19 protein-coding genes are annotated in these 16,743 nt (G+C 70.6%); 4 read left to right on the forward strand and 15 right to left on the reverse strand.

The annotated features are described in order from the left end of the window. Positions 1–36: 36 nt before the first annotated feature. The 7 genes from ccsB to hemL form a co-directional block, all read right to left on the reverse strand. Complete coding sequence (ccsB, locus tag KUM49_RS04265) at positions 37–1,113, reverse strand: c-type cytochrome biogenesis protein CcsB (RefSeq protein ID WP_217235317.1); 1,077 nt, start codon at positions 1,111–1,113, stop codon at positions 37–39. Positions 1,114–1,299: 186 nt separating this feature from the next. Then, the gene (locus KUM49_RS04270) at positions 1,300–3,018 is read right to left on the reverse strand and encodes a cytochrome c biogenesis protein ResB (protein ID WP_217235318.1); all 1,719 of its coding nucleotides are present in this window, start codon (positions 3,016–3,018) and stop codon (positions 1,300–1,302) included. A gap of 3 nt (positions 3,019–3,021) precedes the next feature. After that, positions 3,022–3,795, reverse strand: coding sequence for a cytochrome c biogenesis CcdA family protein (locus tag KUM49_RS04275; protein ID WP_217235319.1), 774 nt, complete (start codon positions 3,793–3,795; stop codon positions 3,022–3,024). 1 nt (position 3,796) lies between these two features. Continuing rightward, the gene (locus KUM49_RS04280; RefSeq protein WP_217235320.1) at positions 3,797–4,405 is read right to left on the reverse strand and encodes a TlpA disulfide reductase family protein; all 609 of its coding nucleotides are present in this window, start codon (positions 4,403–4,405) and stop codon (positions 3,797–3,799) included. Between the two features lie 66 nt (positions 4,406–4,471). Further along, positions 4,472–5,776, reverse strand: coding sequence for a hypothetical protein (locus KUM49_RS04285; protein ID WP_217235321.1), 1,305 nt, complete (start codon positions 5,774–5,776; stop codon positions 4,472–4,474). 111 nt (positions 5,777–5,887) lie between these two features. Further along, positions 5,888–6,589, reverse strand: coding sequence for a histidine phosphatase family protein (locus KUM49_RS04290; RefSeq protein ID WP_217235322.1), 702 nt, complete (start codon positions 6,587–6,589; stop codon positions 5,888–5,890). After that, on the reverse strand, positions 6,586–7,905 hold the full coding sequence (hemL, locus tag KUM49_RS04295) for a glutamate-1-semialdehyde 2,1-aminomutase (protein WP_217235323.1): 1,320 nt from the start codon (positions 7,903–7,905) through the stop codon (positions 6,586–6,588). Before hemL ends, KUM49_RS04290 begins: the two co-directional genes overlap by 4 nt. A 573-nt stretch (positions 7,906–8,478) precedes the next feature. Between hemL and KUM49_RS04300 the strand changes: the two genes are divergently transcribed. Together KUM49_RS04300 and KUM49_RS04305 are read left to right on the forward strand one after the other, a co-directional pair. Beyond that, positions 8,479–8,916 carry a hypothetical protein gene (locus tag KUM49_RS04300; protein ID WP_003974483.1) on the forward strand — a complete coding sequence of 146 codons (438 nt, stop codon included), beginning with the start codon at positions 8,479–8,481 and terminating at the stop codon, positions 8,914–8,916. A 73-nt stretch (positions 8,917–8,989) separates the two neighbouring features. Next, complete coding sequence (locus KUM49_RS04305; protein WP_217235324.1) at positions 8,990–9,361, forward strand: helix-turn-helix transcriptional regulator; 372 nt, start codon at positions 8,990–8,992, stop codon at positions 9,359–9,361. 113 nt (positions 9,362–9,474) lie between these two features. Here KUM49_RS04305 and KUM49_RS04310 read toward each other — a convergent pair whose 3' ends face one another. The 8 genes from KUM49_RS04310 to KUM49_RS04345 all read right to left on the reverse strand — a co-directional run bounded on the left by KUM49_RS04310 (position 9,475) and on the right by KUM49_RS04345 (position 15,266). Continuing rightward, positions 9,475–10,119, reverse strand: a complete 645-nt coding sequence (locus KUM49_RS04310; RefSeq protein ID WP_254400711.1) for a hypothetical protein — start codon at positions 10,117–10,119, stop codon at positions 9,475–9,477. Positions 10,120–10,121: 2 nt separating this feature from the next. Then, entirely contained in the window at positions 10,122–10,271 is a 150-nt protein-coding gene (locus KUM49_RS04315) for a hypothetical protein (protein ID WP_217235325.1), read from the reverse strand. 28 nt (positions 10,272–10,299) lie between these two features. Continuing rightward, positions 10,300–10,515, reverse strand: coding sequence for a hypothetical protein (locus tag KUM49_RS04320; protein WP_217235326.1), 216 nt, complete (start codon positions 10,513–10,515; stop codon positions 10,300–10,302). Between the two features lie 5 nt (positions 10,516–10,520). Next, complete coding sequence (locus KUM49_RS04325) at positions 10,521–11,012, reverse strand: DUF5994 family protein (RefSeq protein WP_254400712.1); 492 nt, start codon at positions 11,010–11,012, stop codon at positions 10,521–10,523. A 318-nt stretch (positions 11,013–11,330) separates the two neighbouring features. After that, positions 11,331–12,743: a HAMP domain-containing sensor histidine kinase gene (locus KUM49_RS04330; RefSeq protein WP_217235327.1), complete on the reverse strand. Its 1,413-nt coding sequence runs from the start codon at positions 12,741–12,743 to the stop codon at positions 11,331–11,333. 3 nt (positions 12,744–12,746) lie between these two features. Further along, positions 12,747–13,457 carry a response regulator transcription factor gene (locus KUM49_RS04335; RefSeq protein ID WP_308406541.1) on the reverse strand — a complete coding sequence of 237 codons (711 nt, stop codon included), beginning with the start codon at positions 13,455–13,457 and terminating at the stop codon, positions 12,747–12,749. 130 nt (positions 13,458–13,587) lie between these two features. Next, a complete protein-coding gene (locus KUM49_RS04340) occupies positions 13,588–14,178 on the reverse strand; it encodes an FMN reductase (RefSeq protein ID WP_217235329.1) in 591 nt (196 codons plus the stop codon). Next, positions 14,175–15,266 (reverse strand): LLM class flavin-dependent oxidoreductase, encoded by a 1,092-nt coding sequence (locus tag KUM49_RS04345; protein WP_217235330.1) that lies wholly within the window; start codon positions 15,264–15,266, stop codon positions 14,175–14,177. Before KUM49_RS04345 ends, KUM49_RS04340 begins: the two co-directional genes overlap by 4 nt. Positions 15,267–15,379: 113 nt before the next feature. Between KUM49_RS04345 and KUM49_RS04350 the strand changes: the two genes are divergently transcribed. Next, a complete protein-coding gene (locus KUM49_RS04350; protein ID WP_217235331.1) occupies positions 15,380–16,183 on the forward strand; it encodes a helix-turn-helix transcriptional regulator in 804 nt (267 codons plus the stop codon). A gap of 197 nt (positions 16,184–16,380) precedes the next feature. Further along, the gene (locus tag KUM49_RS04355; protein ID WP_217235332.1) at positions 16,381–16,728 is read left to right on the forward strand and encodes a DoxX family protein; all 348 of its coding nucleotides are present in this window, start codon (positions 16,381–16,383) and stop codon (positions 16,726–16,728) included. Positions 16,729–16,743: the final 15 nt, after the last annotated feature.

Below are 16,743 nucleotides of genomic sequence, written 5' to 3' on the forward strand. Positions count from 1 at the left end.
GTCACGGAGAACCGGCCTTCACCGTAAGGGAGTCGGTCACACGCCCGCGTAGGAGTGCTTTCCGCTCACGAAGATGTTGACGCCGTAGTAGTTGAACAGCCAGCAGCCGAACGCGAGCAGCGCCAGGTAGGCGGCCTTGCGGCCCTTCCAGCCGGCGGTGGCGCGGGCGTGCAGGTAGCAGGCGTAGGCGACCCAGGTGATGAACGCCCAGGTCTCCTTGGGGTCCCAGCCCCAGTAGCGGCCCCAGGCGTCGCCCGCCCAGATGGCGCCCGCGATGATCGTGAACGTCCACAGCGGGAAGACTGCCGCGTTGACGCGGTAGGAGAACTTGTCCAGCGACGCCGAGGCGGGCAGCCGCTCCAGGAACGAGGTGGCGAACTGGCCGGGCTTTCCGCCGCTCGCCAGCTTGTTCTCGTACGAGTCCCTGAACAGGTAGAGGATCGTGCTGACGGCGCCCACGTAGAAGACCGCGCCGCACAGGATCGCGGTCGAGACGTGGATGTACAGCCAGTACGAGTGGAGGGCGGGAACCAACTGGTCGCTGGCGGTGTACAAGACGGTGACGGCGATGCCGAGATCGAGGAGGACCGTCGTGATCAGGAACAGGCCGAGCCAGCGCACGTTCTTCTTCAGCGCGAGCAGCGTGAGGTACACGCCGACGGCGACCGTCGAGAAGGTGATGTTGAACTCGTACATGTTGCCCCAGGGAGCCCGCTCCACCGAGGCCGCTCGGGCGACGACCCCGCCCAGCTCGATGAGGAACGCGAGCACCGTGAGGGACACCGCGACACGCCCGTAGAGGTCACCCTGCGCGTCGCCACCGTGCGCGCCGGGCCCGTCGGGCACGTCACGCGCACCGGCCGCGGCCCGCACGACCACCTTCGGCCGCTCCAGTACGGCGGTCGAACCGCCCTTCTGCACGGTGACGTCCGGTGCCTTCGTCTCCGTCCGGGAGGTGAGCGCCGCGGCGGTACGGCCGATCTTGCTGCGGCCACCGAAGATCCATTCGGTGATGTACGCGAAGAAGGCGAGGGTGTAGACGGCCATCGCGGAGTAGATCAGCGTGTTGCTGAGGTTCGCGAGGTTTTCGTTGGTGGCGGCGGCGAGTGTCACCTCAGCGCTCCTTCGATGGATATCCCGGCAACGTGCGCTCGGGCGGCGAGATCTGCAGGTAGCGGGTGTTCGTGTTCACCGGGCTGGTTTCAACCCGGCTGGCGTTGATCGTGGAAGACCTGGAGGGCCGCTGGTCCGCCGGGCGGCGTGAGCCAGGAATCTCCCTTGTTCCGCGCGGGAGAGGATTCAATTCTCAGCCCCTTCGGCAGATGCGGCGTCGGAGTCGGACACACCGTCCGACTCCGCCCCCGTGTCGGTGGGGGCGCCCGGTGCCTGGTCGTACAGGATCCCGGCGAGATCGCCGAGTTCCTCGGGCACCTTGGCGGACTCGCTGCGGCCGAGGCCGGCCATCTCGACGACGGTGACACCGTCGTCACCCTTGACGGCCCGCACCCACACGCGGCGGCGCTGGATGAACAGGGAGCCGGCCAGACCGAAGATCGCGGTGATCGCGCCGCCGAGCGCCCAGCCGCTGCCGGGCTGCCGGGTGATCTGGAAGTTGGCCCACTCCTTGGTGGCCTCGTACGTGACCGAGCCGGCGCCGCCCGGGAGCTGCATGGTCTCGCCGGGCTTCAGGTTCTCCCTGAGCTGCTCGCCCTTGGAGTTCTTGAACTCCTTCAGGTGGCTCTTGTCGAGCTGGTACACGCTCTGCGGGATGCCCGAGTCGACGCCGAGGTCACCGTGGTAGGCCTCCAGGTTCAGCACCGGGTTGGTGAGCGCCGGGAACTGCGAGGCCACCTCGTTGCCGGGCACGTAGGACGGCAGGAAGAAGGCCTGGAAGCCGAGCTGTTCCCTGACGCCCTTGGCGTTGCGGTAGCCGTCCATGACCTTGATCGCACCGGAGGAGGTGACGTTGGAGTCGAGCGGCAGGAGCGGGACGGCCTGGCTGTAGACGACGTTGCCCTTGCCGTCGCGGACGGTGATGACGGGCGCGTAGCCGTGGGCGGTGAGGTAGACCTTCGAGTCGCCGATCTCCAGCGGCTCGTTGACCTTGACGATGGTCTTCCTGTCCTTGCCGTAGGCGCCGACGCTGTAGTCGAGGGCCGCCTGGTAGGTGCGCGGGGTGCCCTTGTTCGGGCCGCTCGTCTCGTAGGTGCCGGTGAAGTCGTCGAGGTGGAAGCTGAACGGGTCCAGGTCGTCCTGGCTGAAGAGGTTGCCGGACTTGAAGTCGTCGTACTGCGTGATGGTGTTGGAGAACCCGTCGCCCTCCACCACCAGCTTGTTGCCCTCCATCTTGAAGAGCTGCCCCCACGCGAAGGCGGTCAGCAGCACGATGAGGGCGATGTGGAAGGCGAGGTTGCCGACCTCGCGCAGATAGCCCTTCTCGGCGGCGACGGCGTCCCCGGCGAGGTGGGCGCGGAAGCGGCGCTTCTTCAGCAGGGCGAGCGCGGCCTCGCGGACCTGCTCGGGCTCCGCCTCGGTGCGCCAGGTGGTGTAGGCGGGCAGCCGGGTCATGCGCCGGGGGGCACCCGGCGGCCGGCCGCGCAGCTGGCCCACGAACTGCCAGGTGCGCGGGACGATGCAGCCGATGAGGGAGACGAACAGCAGGATGTAGATCGCGGAGAACCACACCGAGCTGTAGACGTGGAAGAGGCCGAGCTTGTCGTAGACGTCACCGAGGGTGGGGTTCGCGCTGCGGAAGTCGGCGACCTTCGTCTCGTCGGTGCCGGACTGCGGGATGAGCGAGCCGGGGATCGCGCCGAGCGACAGCAGCAGGAGCAGCAGCAGCGCGACCCGCATGGAGGTCAGCTGCCGCCAGAACCAGCGGGCCCAGCCGATGACGCCCAGGGAGGGCAGGTTGGGCAGCTCCTCCTTGGGGGCGGTGGACAGCTGGGATCCGGCGGTGCCGAGGTCCTGGTCGTCCGCGGTCGCGTCGGCGGGCGCGCCGGTGGTCGTCTTGCTCATCGATCAGATCCCCACAGTGAAGCCGTTGGACCAGTTCTGCATTTCGGAGACGATCTGGTCCCACGCGCCGGTCAGCAGCAGCACACCGGTCACGATCATCATGGTGCCGCCCAGGCGCATCACCCAGACGTAGTGGCGCTTGACCCAGCCGAAGGCGCCGAGCGCCTTGCGGAAGGCGACCGCGGCGAGCACGAACGGCAGGCCGAGGCCCAGGCAGTACGCGACCGTCAGTATCGCCCCGCGGCCGGCGCTCGCCTGGTTGAAGGAGAGTGCCTGCACGGAGGCGAGCGTGGGTCCGATGCAGGGCGCCCAGCCGATGCCGAAGAGGGCGCCGAGGACGGGGGCGCCGACCAGTCCGGCGGTCGGCTTCCTGTGGAAGCGGAAGTCGCGCTGGGTGAGCCAGGGCATCAGGCCCATGAAGAAGACGCCCATGAGGATCATGAGGACGCCGAGCACCTTGGACAGGATGCCCTTCTGCTCCTGCAGCGACTCGCCGAAGTACCCGAACAGGGCCCCGCCGGAGACGAACACGGCGGTGAAGCCGAGCACGAACAGCGAGGCGCCGGCGACCATCCGCCCGCGCCGGGCCTCGGCCAGGTCGGTGCCGGTGACGCCGGTGACGTAGGAGAGGTAGCCGGGGACCAGGGGCAGGACGCACGGTGAGAAGAAGGAGACGAGTCCGCCGAGCAGGGCGATGGGCAGGGCGACCAGCAGGGCGCCGCTGAACACGGTCTCGTTGCGGCCCGTCGCCTCGGCGAGGGTCACCAGCGCGCTCACGTCACTTCTCCGCGAGGACGGGCTTGAGCATGCTGAGCAGATCCTCTTCACCGAGGGCCTGCAGCGCCCGCGCGGCGACCTTGCCGTCCTTGTCGATGACGAGCGTGGACGGGATGAGCTGCGGGTTGAGGGTGCCCTTCTTGAAGCGGAGCATCAGCTTGCCCGTGGGGTCGTACAGGCTCGGGTAGGTGATGCCGAAGTCCTTCTCGAAGGAGAGCGCGACTCCGGTGCTGGTGTCCCGGGTGTTGATGCCGACGAACTGGACGCCCTTGCCGGCGTACTCCTTGGAGATCTTGGAGAAGTACTTGGCCTCCGCGCGGCACGGGCCGCACCAGGAGCCCCAGACGTTCAGGACGACGACCTTGCCCTTGTAGTCGGCGACGTCGAGCTGCTTGCCGGCGATGGTGCCGCCGGAGAGGTCGGGGGCCGCGACCCGCTTGGCCTGCGCGACGGTGTCGATGCCGTTGTTGCCGGTGACGAAGTTGGTGTCGCCGCCTCCGCCGGACGTACCGCCGGAGCTGCACGCGGAAAGGGTCAGCGCGGCTGCCGCGGTAACGGCGGTGAGCAGGACGGCACGACGACAGGTGCGACTACGGCTGGCGGCACTCATGTGAAAAGTTTCGCATGCCCGTTCTGGGGATCTTGCGCACCCCCCTTGCGGGCGGAAACCCGCATTTCAGGCAGCGTTCGAGGAGGTCCCGGAGGCGGTCGAGGCGGCGCCCTTCAGGAACTCGTTCCAGCCGCCGGCCGGCTGCTGCCCGACGTCGAGCGTCCGCAGTGTGGCCAGCACCTCCGGCTTCTGCACGTCCATCCAGTCGACGAACTGCCGGAAGGAGACCAGGCGCACGTCCTCGCCCTTCTCCTTCTCCCGCGCGATGTGCTTCAGGGCCTCCTCGACGGCGTCCATGTAGATGCCGCCGTTCCACTGCTCGAAGTGGTTGCCGACGAAGAAGGGGGCACGGTTCGTCTCGTACGCCCGCTTGAATCCCCCGATGTACGCGCCGGCGGACTGCTCGCGCCAGGCCGGGTGGTTGTGGGAGGGCGCGTTGGTGGAGTTGACGGACTGGTTGGCGAGCATGTTGTAGTCCATCGACAGGACCTCGAACCGGCGGCCGGGGAAAGGTATCGCCTGTAGGGGCAGGTCCCACATCCCGTCCCGCTTCTGCGGCCAGACCTGACGGCCGCCGGGCGAGGAGGCGTCGTAGCGCCAGCCGAGTTCGCGGGCGGTGGGCAGCAGGTTGTCCTGGCCGAGCAGGCAGGGCGTGCGGCCGCCGACGAGTTCCTTGTCGTAGTCGAAGGGCAGCGCGGGCAGATCGGTCCAGCCCGTGTTGGTGCGCCACTCCTTGACGAAGGACTTGGCCTGGTCGATCTCGCTGCGCCACTGCCGGGGTGTCCAGTTGCCGACGCTTCCGGTGCCGCCGCAGAAGTGGCCGTTGAAGTGGGTGCCTATCTCGTGCCCTTCGAGCCAGGCCCGCCGGACGTTCGTCAGCGTCGCCTTGACGTGCTCGTCAGTGAGGTAGCCGATGTCGGAGGCGCCGCGCGGGTTGTTCGGCGGGTCGTAGAGGCGCTTCTTCGACTCGGGCAGGAGATACAGCCCCGAGAGGAAGAAGGTCATGCTCGCCTCGTGCTCCTTGGCGAGGTCGAGGAAGCGCGGGAAGAGGCCGTTGCCGACCTCGGCGGCCCCGTCCCAGGAGAAGACCACGAACTGCGGAGGGGTCTGCCCCGGCTCCAACGGCTCCGGCTTCGCGGGCTGGTGGGGCTGCCTGCCGGTGAAGGAGGTGGAGCCGTCACCGAGGGGGCGGGCGGTGGGCTTCGGGCTGCTCGGACGGCCGTCCCCGGAACCGGAACCGGAACCGGAACCGGAACCTCCGGCATGGTTGGACCCGTCTGACGAGGTGAGCGTGCCGCACCCCGCCAGTCCTGCGGCGGCCGCGGCGCCCGCGCCGAGTCCGAGTGCTCCCCTGCGGGTGAGAGTGCGCATTGCATCCCCGTTCGTCACGTTCTCTGCTGGTCACCCAGTCAGAGGCGGCGACGAACGGGGAGGTTCCTCCGGTACTTACGGATTTCGTAACAGAGACATGCAGAACGGGCCCTATGCCCCGAAGGCCTTGCCCTGCCCCTTCACCGGCCTGGCACCGGCGAGGAGATGGGCCGGGACGAGGTCGCGGGCCGGCTCGGTGTAGCCGACGGACACGATCCTGTCGCCCCGGTACGTGAAGGTCGTCAGGGACGCGAGCGTGCACTGCCGCTTGCGCGGGTCGTGCCACAGTCGCCGCTTCTCGACGTACGACCGCACGATCCAGATCGGCAGCTGGTGACTGACGAGCACGGCCTCGTGGCCACGCGCCCGGTCCTTCGCCGCGTCGAGCGCGCCCATCATGCGGATGACCTGGTCGACGTACGGCTCACCCCAGGACGGCTTGAACGGGTTGACCAGGTGCTTCCAGTTCTCGATCCGCCGCAGCGCGCCGTCCCCGACCCCGAAGGTCTTGCCCTGGAAGACGTTCTCGGCCTCGATGAGCCGCTCGTCGGTGGCGATGTCCAGGCCGTGCGCCTTGGCGATCGGCGTCGCCGTCTCCTGCGCCCGCTCCAGCGGGGAGGCCACGACGTGCGTCACGTCACGGCCGGCGAGGTGCTCGGCGACCCGGTCGGCCATCTGCCGGCCGAGCTCGGAGAGGTGGTAGCCGCCGAGACGGCCGTAGAGGACGCCGTCCGGGTTGGCGACCTCGCCGTGCCGCATCAGGTGGACGACGGTGATGTCCCTGTTGTCGTTGTCGTTGTCGTTGCCGCTCATGCTTGCGTGGCCTCCGCAGCCGCTCGGGCCGCCGCCGGAAGGGCGTCGGCGATCCGCTGGACGGCCCGCTCGTCGTGGGCCGTGGACACGAACCAGGACTCGAAGGACGACGGCGGCAGGTAGACACCGCCCGCCAGCATGGAGTGGAAGAAGGCCGTGAAGCGGTACGACTCCTGCGCCTTGGCGTCCTCGTAGTCACGGACCGGGCGGTCCGTGAAGAAGACGGAGAACATGTTGGAGGCGTTCTGCACGGTGTGCGCGACGCCCTCCTTGGTGAGGGCCCCGGAGACCAGCGCCTGGATCTGCGCCGACACGTCGTTGACCTTCGCGTAGGCCGCGTCGTCGAGCAGCCGCAGCTGGGCCAGACCGGCGGCGGTCGCCACGGGGTTACCGGAGAGGGTGCCGGCCTGGTAGACAGGCCCGGCGGGCGCGAGGTGCCCCATGACGTCGGCGCGGCCACCGAAGGCGGCGGCCGGGAACCCGCCCCCCATCACCTTGCCGAAGGTCATCAGGTCGGGCCGGACGCCGTCGATGCCGTACCAGCCGGCCTTGCTGGTCCGGAAGCCCGTCATGACCTCGTCGGAGATGTACAGCGCGCCGTTCGTCGCGCACGCGTCCTTCAGCCCCTGGTTGAAGCCGGGCATCGGCGGTACGACGCCCATGTTGCCCGGCGAGGCCTCGGTGATCACGCAGGCGATCTCGCCGGGGTGGGCCTGGAAGGCCGCGCGCACGGCGTCGAGGTCGTTGTAGGGCAGGACGATGGTGTCGCCGGCCTGGGCGCCGGTGACGCCGGGGGTGTCGGGGAGGGCGAAGGTGGCGACCCCGGACCCGGCGGCGGCGAGCAGCGAGTCCACGTGACCGTGGTAACACCCGGCGAACTTGATCACCTTGGTGCGCCGGGTGAACCCGCGGGCGAGCCGGATGGCCGACATGGTGGCCTCGGTCCCGCTGGACACCAGCCGCACCTGTTCCAGCGGCTCGATCCGGCCGACCATCTCCTCGGCCAGCGTGACCTCGCCCTCACCGGGCGTGCCGAAGGAGGTGCCGCGCGAGACCGCGTCCCGCACCGCGGCGATGACCTCGGGGTGGGAGTGCCCGAGGATCATGGGCCCCCAGGAACAGACCAGGTCGACGTACTCGCGCCCGTCGGCGTCCGTGAGGTACGGGCCGCTGCCGGACACCATGAACCGGGGCGTTCCGCCCACGGCACGGAAGGCGCGCACCGGGGAGTTCACGCCCCCGGGCGTGACGGTGGCCGCACGGTCGAACAGGGCCTGCGAGACAGGCGCATCGTATGAATAGGGCAGTTCGCTCATGTTCTGCGACTTCTCCGACCTTCTCCGACTGCTCGGACTCCGGTTTTGCCAGTGACCTCCTCAGGGTAGGCCAGGGGGCACCGACGACAGCGGGACCGCTGCCGAGGCGGGGACGGATGCGCTGCTGAGACGGCTACTGACCCGGCAACCAGTCCCCGCCCTCCGTGATCTGCGAGACTGGGACCTGATACACACAGCTCACAGGGACGATGTTGTGGTGCGCCCTGTTCAGGGGCTGCGAAGATCCTGCGGTCAGGTGTTTCAACGCACGTTTCGGCGGGCGGCCGTGGGGGAGGTCACTGACACGATGATCGGGTTGCGCGGCGGGGGCCACGCGTCCTAGAAAAGCAGTCGGGTGGAGATATGCATCGCGGTGGCGGACTGGGCGAGGGGACTGACGGCCTGGGTCCTCGACGTGCCCGGCGGGGGAAGCACCGACGCGACGCGGAGGAATCGAACGAAGCCCGGCAGGGACACGTTGTACCAGGTGTACCCGGTGGACCGGGTGAGGAGCCGGAGCGGGCCGACCGACGGGTCGACCGGCTGAGGGCGGGGAGCAGGAATGGTGGTCGGGTGGGGGTGACGTACAAGTATTTCGGCGCGCCGGACGGCGCGACCGCAGCCCGCGTGCCGATCTCGATGCGCCCCGAGGAACTCGGCGGCGACGAGCTCGGCATGAACGGCATGTTCACGAAGATCAAGCCGGAGACCATGGCGGCGATGGTCCTCACCGGCATCGAGGGCGTCCCCCTCCACAAGGTCCCGCCGCTGGAGCTCGTCGTCCTGCACCCGGACTACGCGGTCGTGAAGCTCCCGATGACCGTGGTCGACCCCCTCCGCGGCATAGGCGAGGAGGCGGTGGGCGCGGCGGCGTTCATCTGGTCGACGGTGCCGGACCGGGGCGGGCCCCGGGACGCGTTCAACGTGTACCAACTGCTGCACGAGTGGCAGGACTTCTCGCACCGGTTGCATGAGGCGGGGCATCAGCCGTACTGCCTGGTGTGGCCGTGAGCTGAGTCGGCGGTCCTGGGGAGTTCCACGCCGACGCCGCTCCGGGTGGTTCGACGTATGTCAACATAGATGCATGTCGAACCCGAAGGTGTTGCCTCTGCTGGAGCCCGCGGCGGCCCCGGAGGTCGCCGTACCGTGCTGCCCGCCGCTGGCCGAACGGCCCCTGACCGCCGACGAGGCCGAGCGGACGGCACGGATGTTCAAGGCGCTGGGCGACCCGGTCCGGCTCCGGCTGTTCTCGCTCGTGGCCTCGCACGAGGGCGGCGAGGCATGCGTGTGCGACATCTCCGACGTCGGCGTCTCCCAGCCGACCGTCTCCCACCACCTCAAGAAGCTCAAGGAGGCCGGCCTCCTCACCTCCGAGCGGCGCGGCACCTGGGTCTACTACCGGGTCGAGCCGTCGGTGGTCGCCGCGATGGCACAGATGCTGAGGGTCGCCGGCTGAGCGGCGACGTGCCGGTGCCGGTGCCGTCCGGGTACTCGCGTCGGCGGCCCGGGCCGCCTGCTCGCCGCCTGCCCCGCCGTGGCCGGCCGCCCCGCCTCCGGCCCGTTGGACGGTCAGTCCGGCCGCTGGGTGCGGTTCTCGTGGGCGAGGCCGTGCGGTCCTGGGGCCGTGTGCGGGCCGAGGGGAAGGACCAGCGCGCGGAGCACCTGCGGGGTCGACGGGCGCAGGCTCTCCGGGGCCGACGGGCGGCGGACATGGCCGATGTCCTGCCATCCCCACGACAGGAAGGCGTCGAAGGCCGCGGAGTCGGCCCGGTCGACCAGCGTCGCCCCGAGGGAGGCGTGATGGTCGGCGAGCAGGCGTTCCTGGAGTCGGCGGGCGAGGTTCCGGTCCATCGTGTGCGGGTGGACCAGGGTCTCGGTGATCGCGAAGACGTGTCCCGACGCGGTGAGCTGTTCGACGCTCCGGGGAAGGCCGCCGACGAAACCCCGCCACCACGCCCCCTCGCGCCGTACGGGGAATCCGTAGACGCACCCGACGAAGGCCGTGTCCTCTCCGATCAGCAGGGCGAACCCGGGCCGGCGGATGTCGCCCGTCAGCCGGCGCAGGAACCCCTCCCGGGCTTCGCACTCCGTGCCGGGCCGCGCCCGCGAGGACTCCACGTACAGGTCTGCCAGGTCCTCCCGCAGGGTCTCGGCCTGCCAGCGGTTCAGCCGGCGCAGGCGTACCCCGCCCGCGGGTGACGGTGTGTTGGCCATCGTCACAGAACACCACCCGGAGCCGACGCGGCGTGCACCGACGCGGGCGTGACCGGGGCGTTGTCCCCCACGAGGGCGATCAGGGCACGGGTGGTGCGGCCGGCACGGGCGGTCCGATCGTGCCGGTACACGTTCGGTCGGGGAAGGGTCATGGATCCTCTCGGGGCCTCCTCGTCGGGCCTACGGCTGATCGGGAGCGTCGGCCTCCTGCTGTCCCTTACGGGCACGGCGCGTCTTCCACGGACGGGCCGGCACCGGTACCCGGAGTGCGGGGCGGGGGGAACCGTAGTGGAAGGCGCCGATGCGCTCGTCGTGCTGTGCGTTGAGCCGTCGGATGAGGAACACGCCCACGGCGGTCACCGCCAGGATCACGACCACGGTCAGGATGGCCTCCATGGCCCTCACCTCCCTGTTGTCGGCTGGTGCTGAGTAGGAAGCGGCACCGTGTTCTCCTCCGCCATCAACCGGCTCGCGGTCGACGTGCGCCGCGGGTCGCTCGCGGCGGCCATCAGCCGGGCGGCCGCGGCGGGAGTCGTCCGCGGCGGAATCACCAGCAGGTTCCAGCGGCCCACGCGGTAGGAGAGCAGCAGCAGTTCGTGCGGGTCCTGCTCGCCGTGGAACCAGCCCACCTTCACCACACGGCCGGCAACGGGCGCCTTGCGCGGGACGGTCGGCCAGTGCGTGGGATTCACCGCTACACGGGTGATCCGCCCCCACAGCGGGTCGAGTACGGCTGCCAGGGCGGGGAGTTCGGCCGCGAGGTCCCGGGTGCGGGGCCACCAGGCACCGTCCAGGAGAGCCGGCGCGGAGCCGACGGGAGCCAGGGACAGGCGAAGTGAAGGGGCCGAGGGCCGGTCTTCGAGTGTCGACGGGCGGGTGATGGTCGCAGCCATGGCGCAGACCTTGCCCCAGGCCGATCGCGACCGGCCCGGCGTCTTCGATCACCGAAAACGACACGGGCGTGGAGGCCGGTGCGCGAAGTGTCCTCGGTCTTCTCAGAGTACTCCCCGGACCGGCCGACCGGTCGGCGAAGGAACCGGCACCCCGGACCGGCGACCGGATCGGCGAAGGGGCCGGAGAGGGACGTACGACCGGACCGGCCGAACAGGCCCACCGAACCAGCCCACCGAACCAGGCGACCGACTCCGCGATGCCGTCCGCGCGGCCCGAAAGGTCCCCGCGCGCCCCGCACCGGATGCCCGTCCCCCGCCTCAGCCCCCGCCCACCGTGAACCCGATCACCGTGCCGCCCCCCTCCCGCCGGACGGCGAAGGGCGCTCCCCCGTGCGCGAGTGCCACTTCCCGCACGATGGACAGGCCGAGGCCGGATCCCGGCAGGGAACGCGCGTCGGCGGCGCGGTAGAAGCGGTCGAAGACGCGGACCAGGTCGGCGTCGGCGATGCCGGGCCCCCGGTCGAGGATCTCGACGCGGACCGGACCGGGCCCGGCCTGACCGCTGACCTCGATCTCGATGGGCGCGGTGCCGTCGCGGTCGAACTTGGCCGCGTTCTCGACGAGGTTGGACAGCGCCCGCTGGAGCATCCCCGGGCGGCCGTCGGTCGTCGTGTCACCGCTCGCGCGGACGACGACCTGCCTGCCGGTACGGCGGCGGGCGAGCCCGGCGACGTCCTCGGCGATGTCGGCGAGGTCCACCCGCTGCGGCGGCTCGGTGTCGGACTGCCCGGCCGCGAGGTCGACCAACTCGTTGACCAGGTCGGTGAGTTCGCGGGCTTCCTGACCGAGATCCGCCACCAGTTCGTCCCGGGTGCCGGGGGGCAGCTCGTCGATCCTGCGCAGCAGCGAGATGTTCGTCCGCAGGGAGGTCAGCGGCGTACGCAGCTCGTGTCCGGCGTCCTGCACGAGCCGGCGCTGGTCCTCCTCGGACTGGGCGAGCCGGCCGAGCATGCGGTCGAAGGCGCGGCCGAGGCGGCCGACCTCGTCGTAGCCGGCGACGGGCACCTGGATGCCGAGCCGGCGGGTGCGGGCGACGTCCTCGGCGGCGGAGGTGAGGATCACCAGCCGTCGGGTGATGCGCCGGGCCAGCCACCAGCCGAACAGCCCGGCCGCGACGACGACCGCGGCCATCAGGGCCAGCGTCCGCTGCTGCAGGGCCCGCAGCAGGTCCTCGGTGTCGCTGAACTCCTGCGCGACCTGCACCGCGCCCCGCCCGCCGCCGAGCGCGACGGTCGCGACGCGGTAGACGTCGTTGCCGACGTCGACGTCCTTGTGCTCGACCATCGTCCCGGCCACCGGGCCGGCCGCGATCCGCCGGTCGCCGGCGACGACCGGCAGCCCCGGCCGGCCGGGGTCGACGATCCTGCCGTCCGGCCCGAGCACCTGCACGTCGGTGCGGGCGGGCCGGACGAGGTCGTGGCCCGGCTCGGTGGAGGAGAAGTCGTCGGGCGTCATCAGGTGCGTGCGCACCTCGCCCCGCAGGTCCTGCACGACCTCGTCGAACACGGACTCCTGGTCGACCCGGACCAGCCGGGCGGCCGCGTTGTAGGACAGCACGCCGACCAGCAGGGTGACGGCGGCGGTCACGGCCGCGAAGGACACGGCGAACGTGGTCCGCAGCGACAGGAGCCGGAGCCTCCGTCTCGCCGGCAGCCGCCCGAGGCGGCCCACTCCTCAGTCCTCCCGCAGCACGTAACCCACACCGCGGACCGTGTGGATCAGCAGCGGCGCCCCCGGCTGGTCGAGCTTGCGGCGCAGGTAGCCGACGTACACGGCGAGGTTCTTGGAACCCGGACCGAAGTCGTAGCCCCAGATCCGGTCGTAGATGGTGGAGTGGTCGAGGACGATGCCCGCGTTGCGGACCAGCAGCTCCAGCAGCTCGAACTCGGTGCGGGTCAGCTCCAGCTCCCGCCCGCCGCGCCAGGCCCGCCGCGCCTGGACGTCCATCCGCAGCCCGGCCGCCTCGATGCGGCCCTCGGGAACCTCTGGCGCCTGCGGCGGCCTCGGCGCACCGCTCAGCGCGCCGACCGGACTGGTCCGGCGCAGCAGCGCGCGCAGCCGGGCGAAGACCTCCTCGACGTCGAAGGGCTTCACCACGTAGTCGTCGGCGCCCGCGTCCAGTCCGGCGATCCGGTCCTGGGTCTCCACGAGCGCCGTCAGCATGAGGATCGGTGTCCGGTCCCCTTCGGCGCGCAGCACCCGGCAGACCTGCAGCCCGTCGATGCCGGGCATCATCACGTCCAGGACGAGCACGTCCGGCGGACTTTTGTGGGCCTGGGCCAACGCCTCGACACCGTCGGCGACCGCGGTGACCCGGTACCCCTCCAGGGTCAGGGCGCGCTCCAGCGCATGACGGATGGCGCGGTCGTCTTCGGCGAGCAGCACAGTTCGGGGCACGTCCTCAGTGTGCCAAGCCGGCACAGGCGTACGGCGTGATGAACGGCTCACCAGGTGCCCTTCTTACTGCCCTCTCACCGGTAGGGGCGCAACCCGGGGCGCGCCCCTACCCGTCCTCTCACCCTGCGGTCCGCAGCGCCGCCAGCCGCTCCTCGAACGGCACGACCGCGAAGTCGTCCTTGACGGGCCTGGCCGCCGACAGCCCGGTCATCAGGGCCGCCAGCTCCCCCGCCGCGCGTTCGATCCGCCCGTCCAGCCCTTCGGCGCCCCAGTCCTCCGAGGCCGCGTACACCCCGGTGGGGACGACGACGGCCCGCAGGTGGGCGAAGAGCGGCCGCAGCGCGTGCTCCAGGACGAGCGAGTGCCGGGCGGTTCCGCCGGTCGCCGCGATCAGCACCGGCGTCCCCGCCAGCGCGTCCTTGTCGATCACGTCGAAGAAGGACTTGAACAGCCCGCTGTACGACGCCGAGAACACCGGCGTGACGACGATCAGGCCGTCGGCCCCGGTCACCGCGTCGATCGCGGCGGCCAGTTTCCGGCCCGGGAACCCGTTGGTGAAGTGGTGCGCGATCTCCACGGCGAGCTCGCGCAGCTCGACGACCTGGACCTCGACCGGCAGGTCCCGGCCCACGGCCGCGGCCAGCCGGTCCCCCAGCAGCCGGGTGGAGGACGGGACGCTCAGTCCGGCCGAGACGACGACGAGCCTCATGCGACGTCCACTCCCTTCGATGCGGCCGCGAGCAGGGACTGGTGGGTCGGCGCCTGAGGCACCCCGGCCGGACGCCTCGCGGCGAACTCCCTGCGCAGCACCGGCACGACCTCCTCGCCGAGCATGTCGAGCTGTTCGAGCACGGTCTTCAGCGGCAGCCCGGCGTGGTCGACCAGGAACAACTGGCGCTGGTAGTCGCCGGCGTACTCGCGGAAGGACAGGGTCTTCTCGATGACCTGCTGCGGGGAGCCGACGGTCAGGGGGGTCTGGTCGGTGAAGTCCTCCAGCGAGGGCCCGTGTCCGTAGACCGGGGCGACGTCGAAGTAGGGCCGGAACTCGCGCACCGCGTCCTGCGAGTTGCGCCGCATGAAGACGTGGCCGCCCAGGCCGACGATCGCCTGCTCCGGGGTGCCGTGCCCGTAGTGGGCGTACCGGCTCCGGTAGAGCTCGACCATCCGCTTGGTGTGGTCGGCCGGCCAGAAGATGTTGTTGTGGAAGAACCCGTCGCCGTAGTAGGCGGCCTGCTCGGCGATCTCGGGCGAGCGGATCGAGCCGTGCCAGACGAAGGGCGGTACGCCGTCCAGCGGGCGGGGCGTGGACGTGAACCCCTGGAGGGGGGTGCGGAACTTCCCGTCCCAGTTCACGACGTCCTCGCGCCACAGCCGGTAGAGCAGGGCGTAGTTCTCGACGGCGAGGTTGATGCCCTCCCGGATGTCCTGGCCGAACCAGGGATACACCGGGCCGGTGTTGCCACGCCCCATCATCAGGTCCACCCGGCCGTCGGCCAGGTGCTGGAGCATCGCGAAGTCCTCGGCGATCTTCACCGGGTCGTTGGTGGTGATGAGGGTGGTGGAGGTGGAGAGGATCAGCTTCTCCGTGCGCGCGGCGACGTACCCGAGCATGGTCGTCGGGGACGACGGCACGAAGGGCGGGTTGTGGTGCTCGCCGGTCGCGAAGACGTCGAGCCCGACCTCCTCGGCCTTCAGCGCGATGGCGACCATGGCCTTGATGCGCTCACGCTCGGTCGGCGCACGGCCCGTGGTGGGGTCCGGCGTGACGTCGCCGACGCTGAAGATCCCGAACTGCATGGTCGCTCAACCTCCAAATTTGTTGACCGTTGAACTATATCGGAGAACGGTCACCCGCGCCGCCGTATTCCGCCCGCCCGGCGACTGTCAGTGCCCCGTCCTACGATCGGTCCATGGCCCCCGTACGCCGTGACACCCGAGGCATCGTCGATGCCGCGGAGCTCTTCACGCACGTGGACTTCCGCCGCGTCGAGCCCGCCGAGCCGCTGCGCCGGTATGTCGAGCAGTACTGGCTGATCGACTGGAACCTCTCCGAGCCGTACGTCTCGCACGTGGTCCCGCATCCGGCCGTCAACATCGTCTTCCAGCGGTTCACGGACCAGGAGCCCTTCGTCGAGGTCGCGGGCATCCAGCACGGCCTCTTCGCGCAGAAGCTGGAAGGCCGGGGCCGGGTCTGCGGCATCAAGTTCCGGCCGGGCGGCTTCCGCCCCTTCGCCCCCGAGTACCCCGTCACCCACTGGACGGGCCACCGGATCCGCTCCCCCGAGGTCCTCCCGGACGCGGACCCCACGGCGATCCTCACCCCGGACGAGGAGAAGGCCCGGATCGCGGCCCTCGACGCCTTCCTCCTCGGCCTGGATCCGCGGCCCGACCCCCAGGCCGACCTCGCCGCGGCCCTGGTCGACCGCATCCACACCGACCGCACGATCCGCCGCGTCGCCGACTTCGCCCGCTCCGAGGGCATGTCCGTACGACTGCTGCAGCGCCTGTTCGCCGCGTACGTCGGTGTCGGCCCCAAGTGGGTCATCCTGCGCTACCGCATCCACGAGGCGCTGGAACGGGCGGAGACCGACAAGGCGGTGGACTGGGCAGCCCTCGCCGCCGACCTCGGCTACGCCGACCAGGCCCACCTGGTGCGCGACTTCGCGGCCACGGTGGGCGTACCACCGACGGCGTACGCGCAGGCAGTGCACTGACCTCGACGGCCGGCCTCCTCCAGGGCACCGCACTCGGTCTGACCCTCTGATCCCCTGTCGGTCGGACCACCATGGCCTGCCCGGCCCCCGGGCGCGACCGCCGCCGGAAAATAGCCCCGGCCGCCCTGTCACACTTCCGCCCCGCTCCCCGTCAACCCGGTGAACGCACCGCAGCCCACCGATACGAGGAGCACCCCATGTCCGTCGCCCACACCGTCGTCACCCTGCTCGCCGCCGCCATGGCGGGTTACTCCGGGATCGTCGTCCTCACCCGGGCCGAATGGATCACCAAGGCGCTGACCGACTACCGGGTGCCGACCTCGTGGTGGCCCTGGCTCGGGGCGGCGAAGACCGCCGGGGCCGTGGGTCTGCTGGCCGGCCTGTTCGTGCCGGTCATCGGTATCGCGGCCGGGATCGGCCTGGTGCTGTACTTCACCGGGGCGGTCGTCACCGTGGCGCGGGCGCGCTGGTACTCCCACATCCCGTTCCCGCTGGTGTACGCCGCCCCGGTGGTCGCCGCGATGACACTGGGCGCGCCGGCCTGACCCGCCCGGCCGCCG

Origin of the sequence: Streptomyces sp. AC555_RSS877 (genome assembly GCF_019049245.1) — a bacterium.
Classification (GTDB): Bacteria; Actinomycetota; Actinomycetes; order Streptomycetales; family Streptomycetaceae; genus Streptomyces.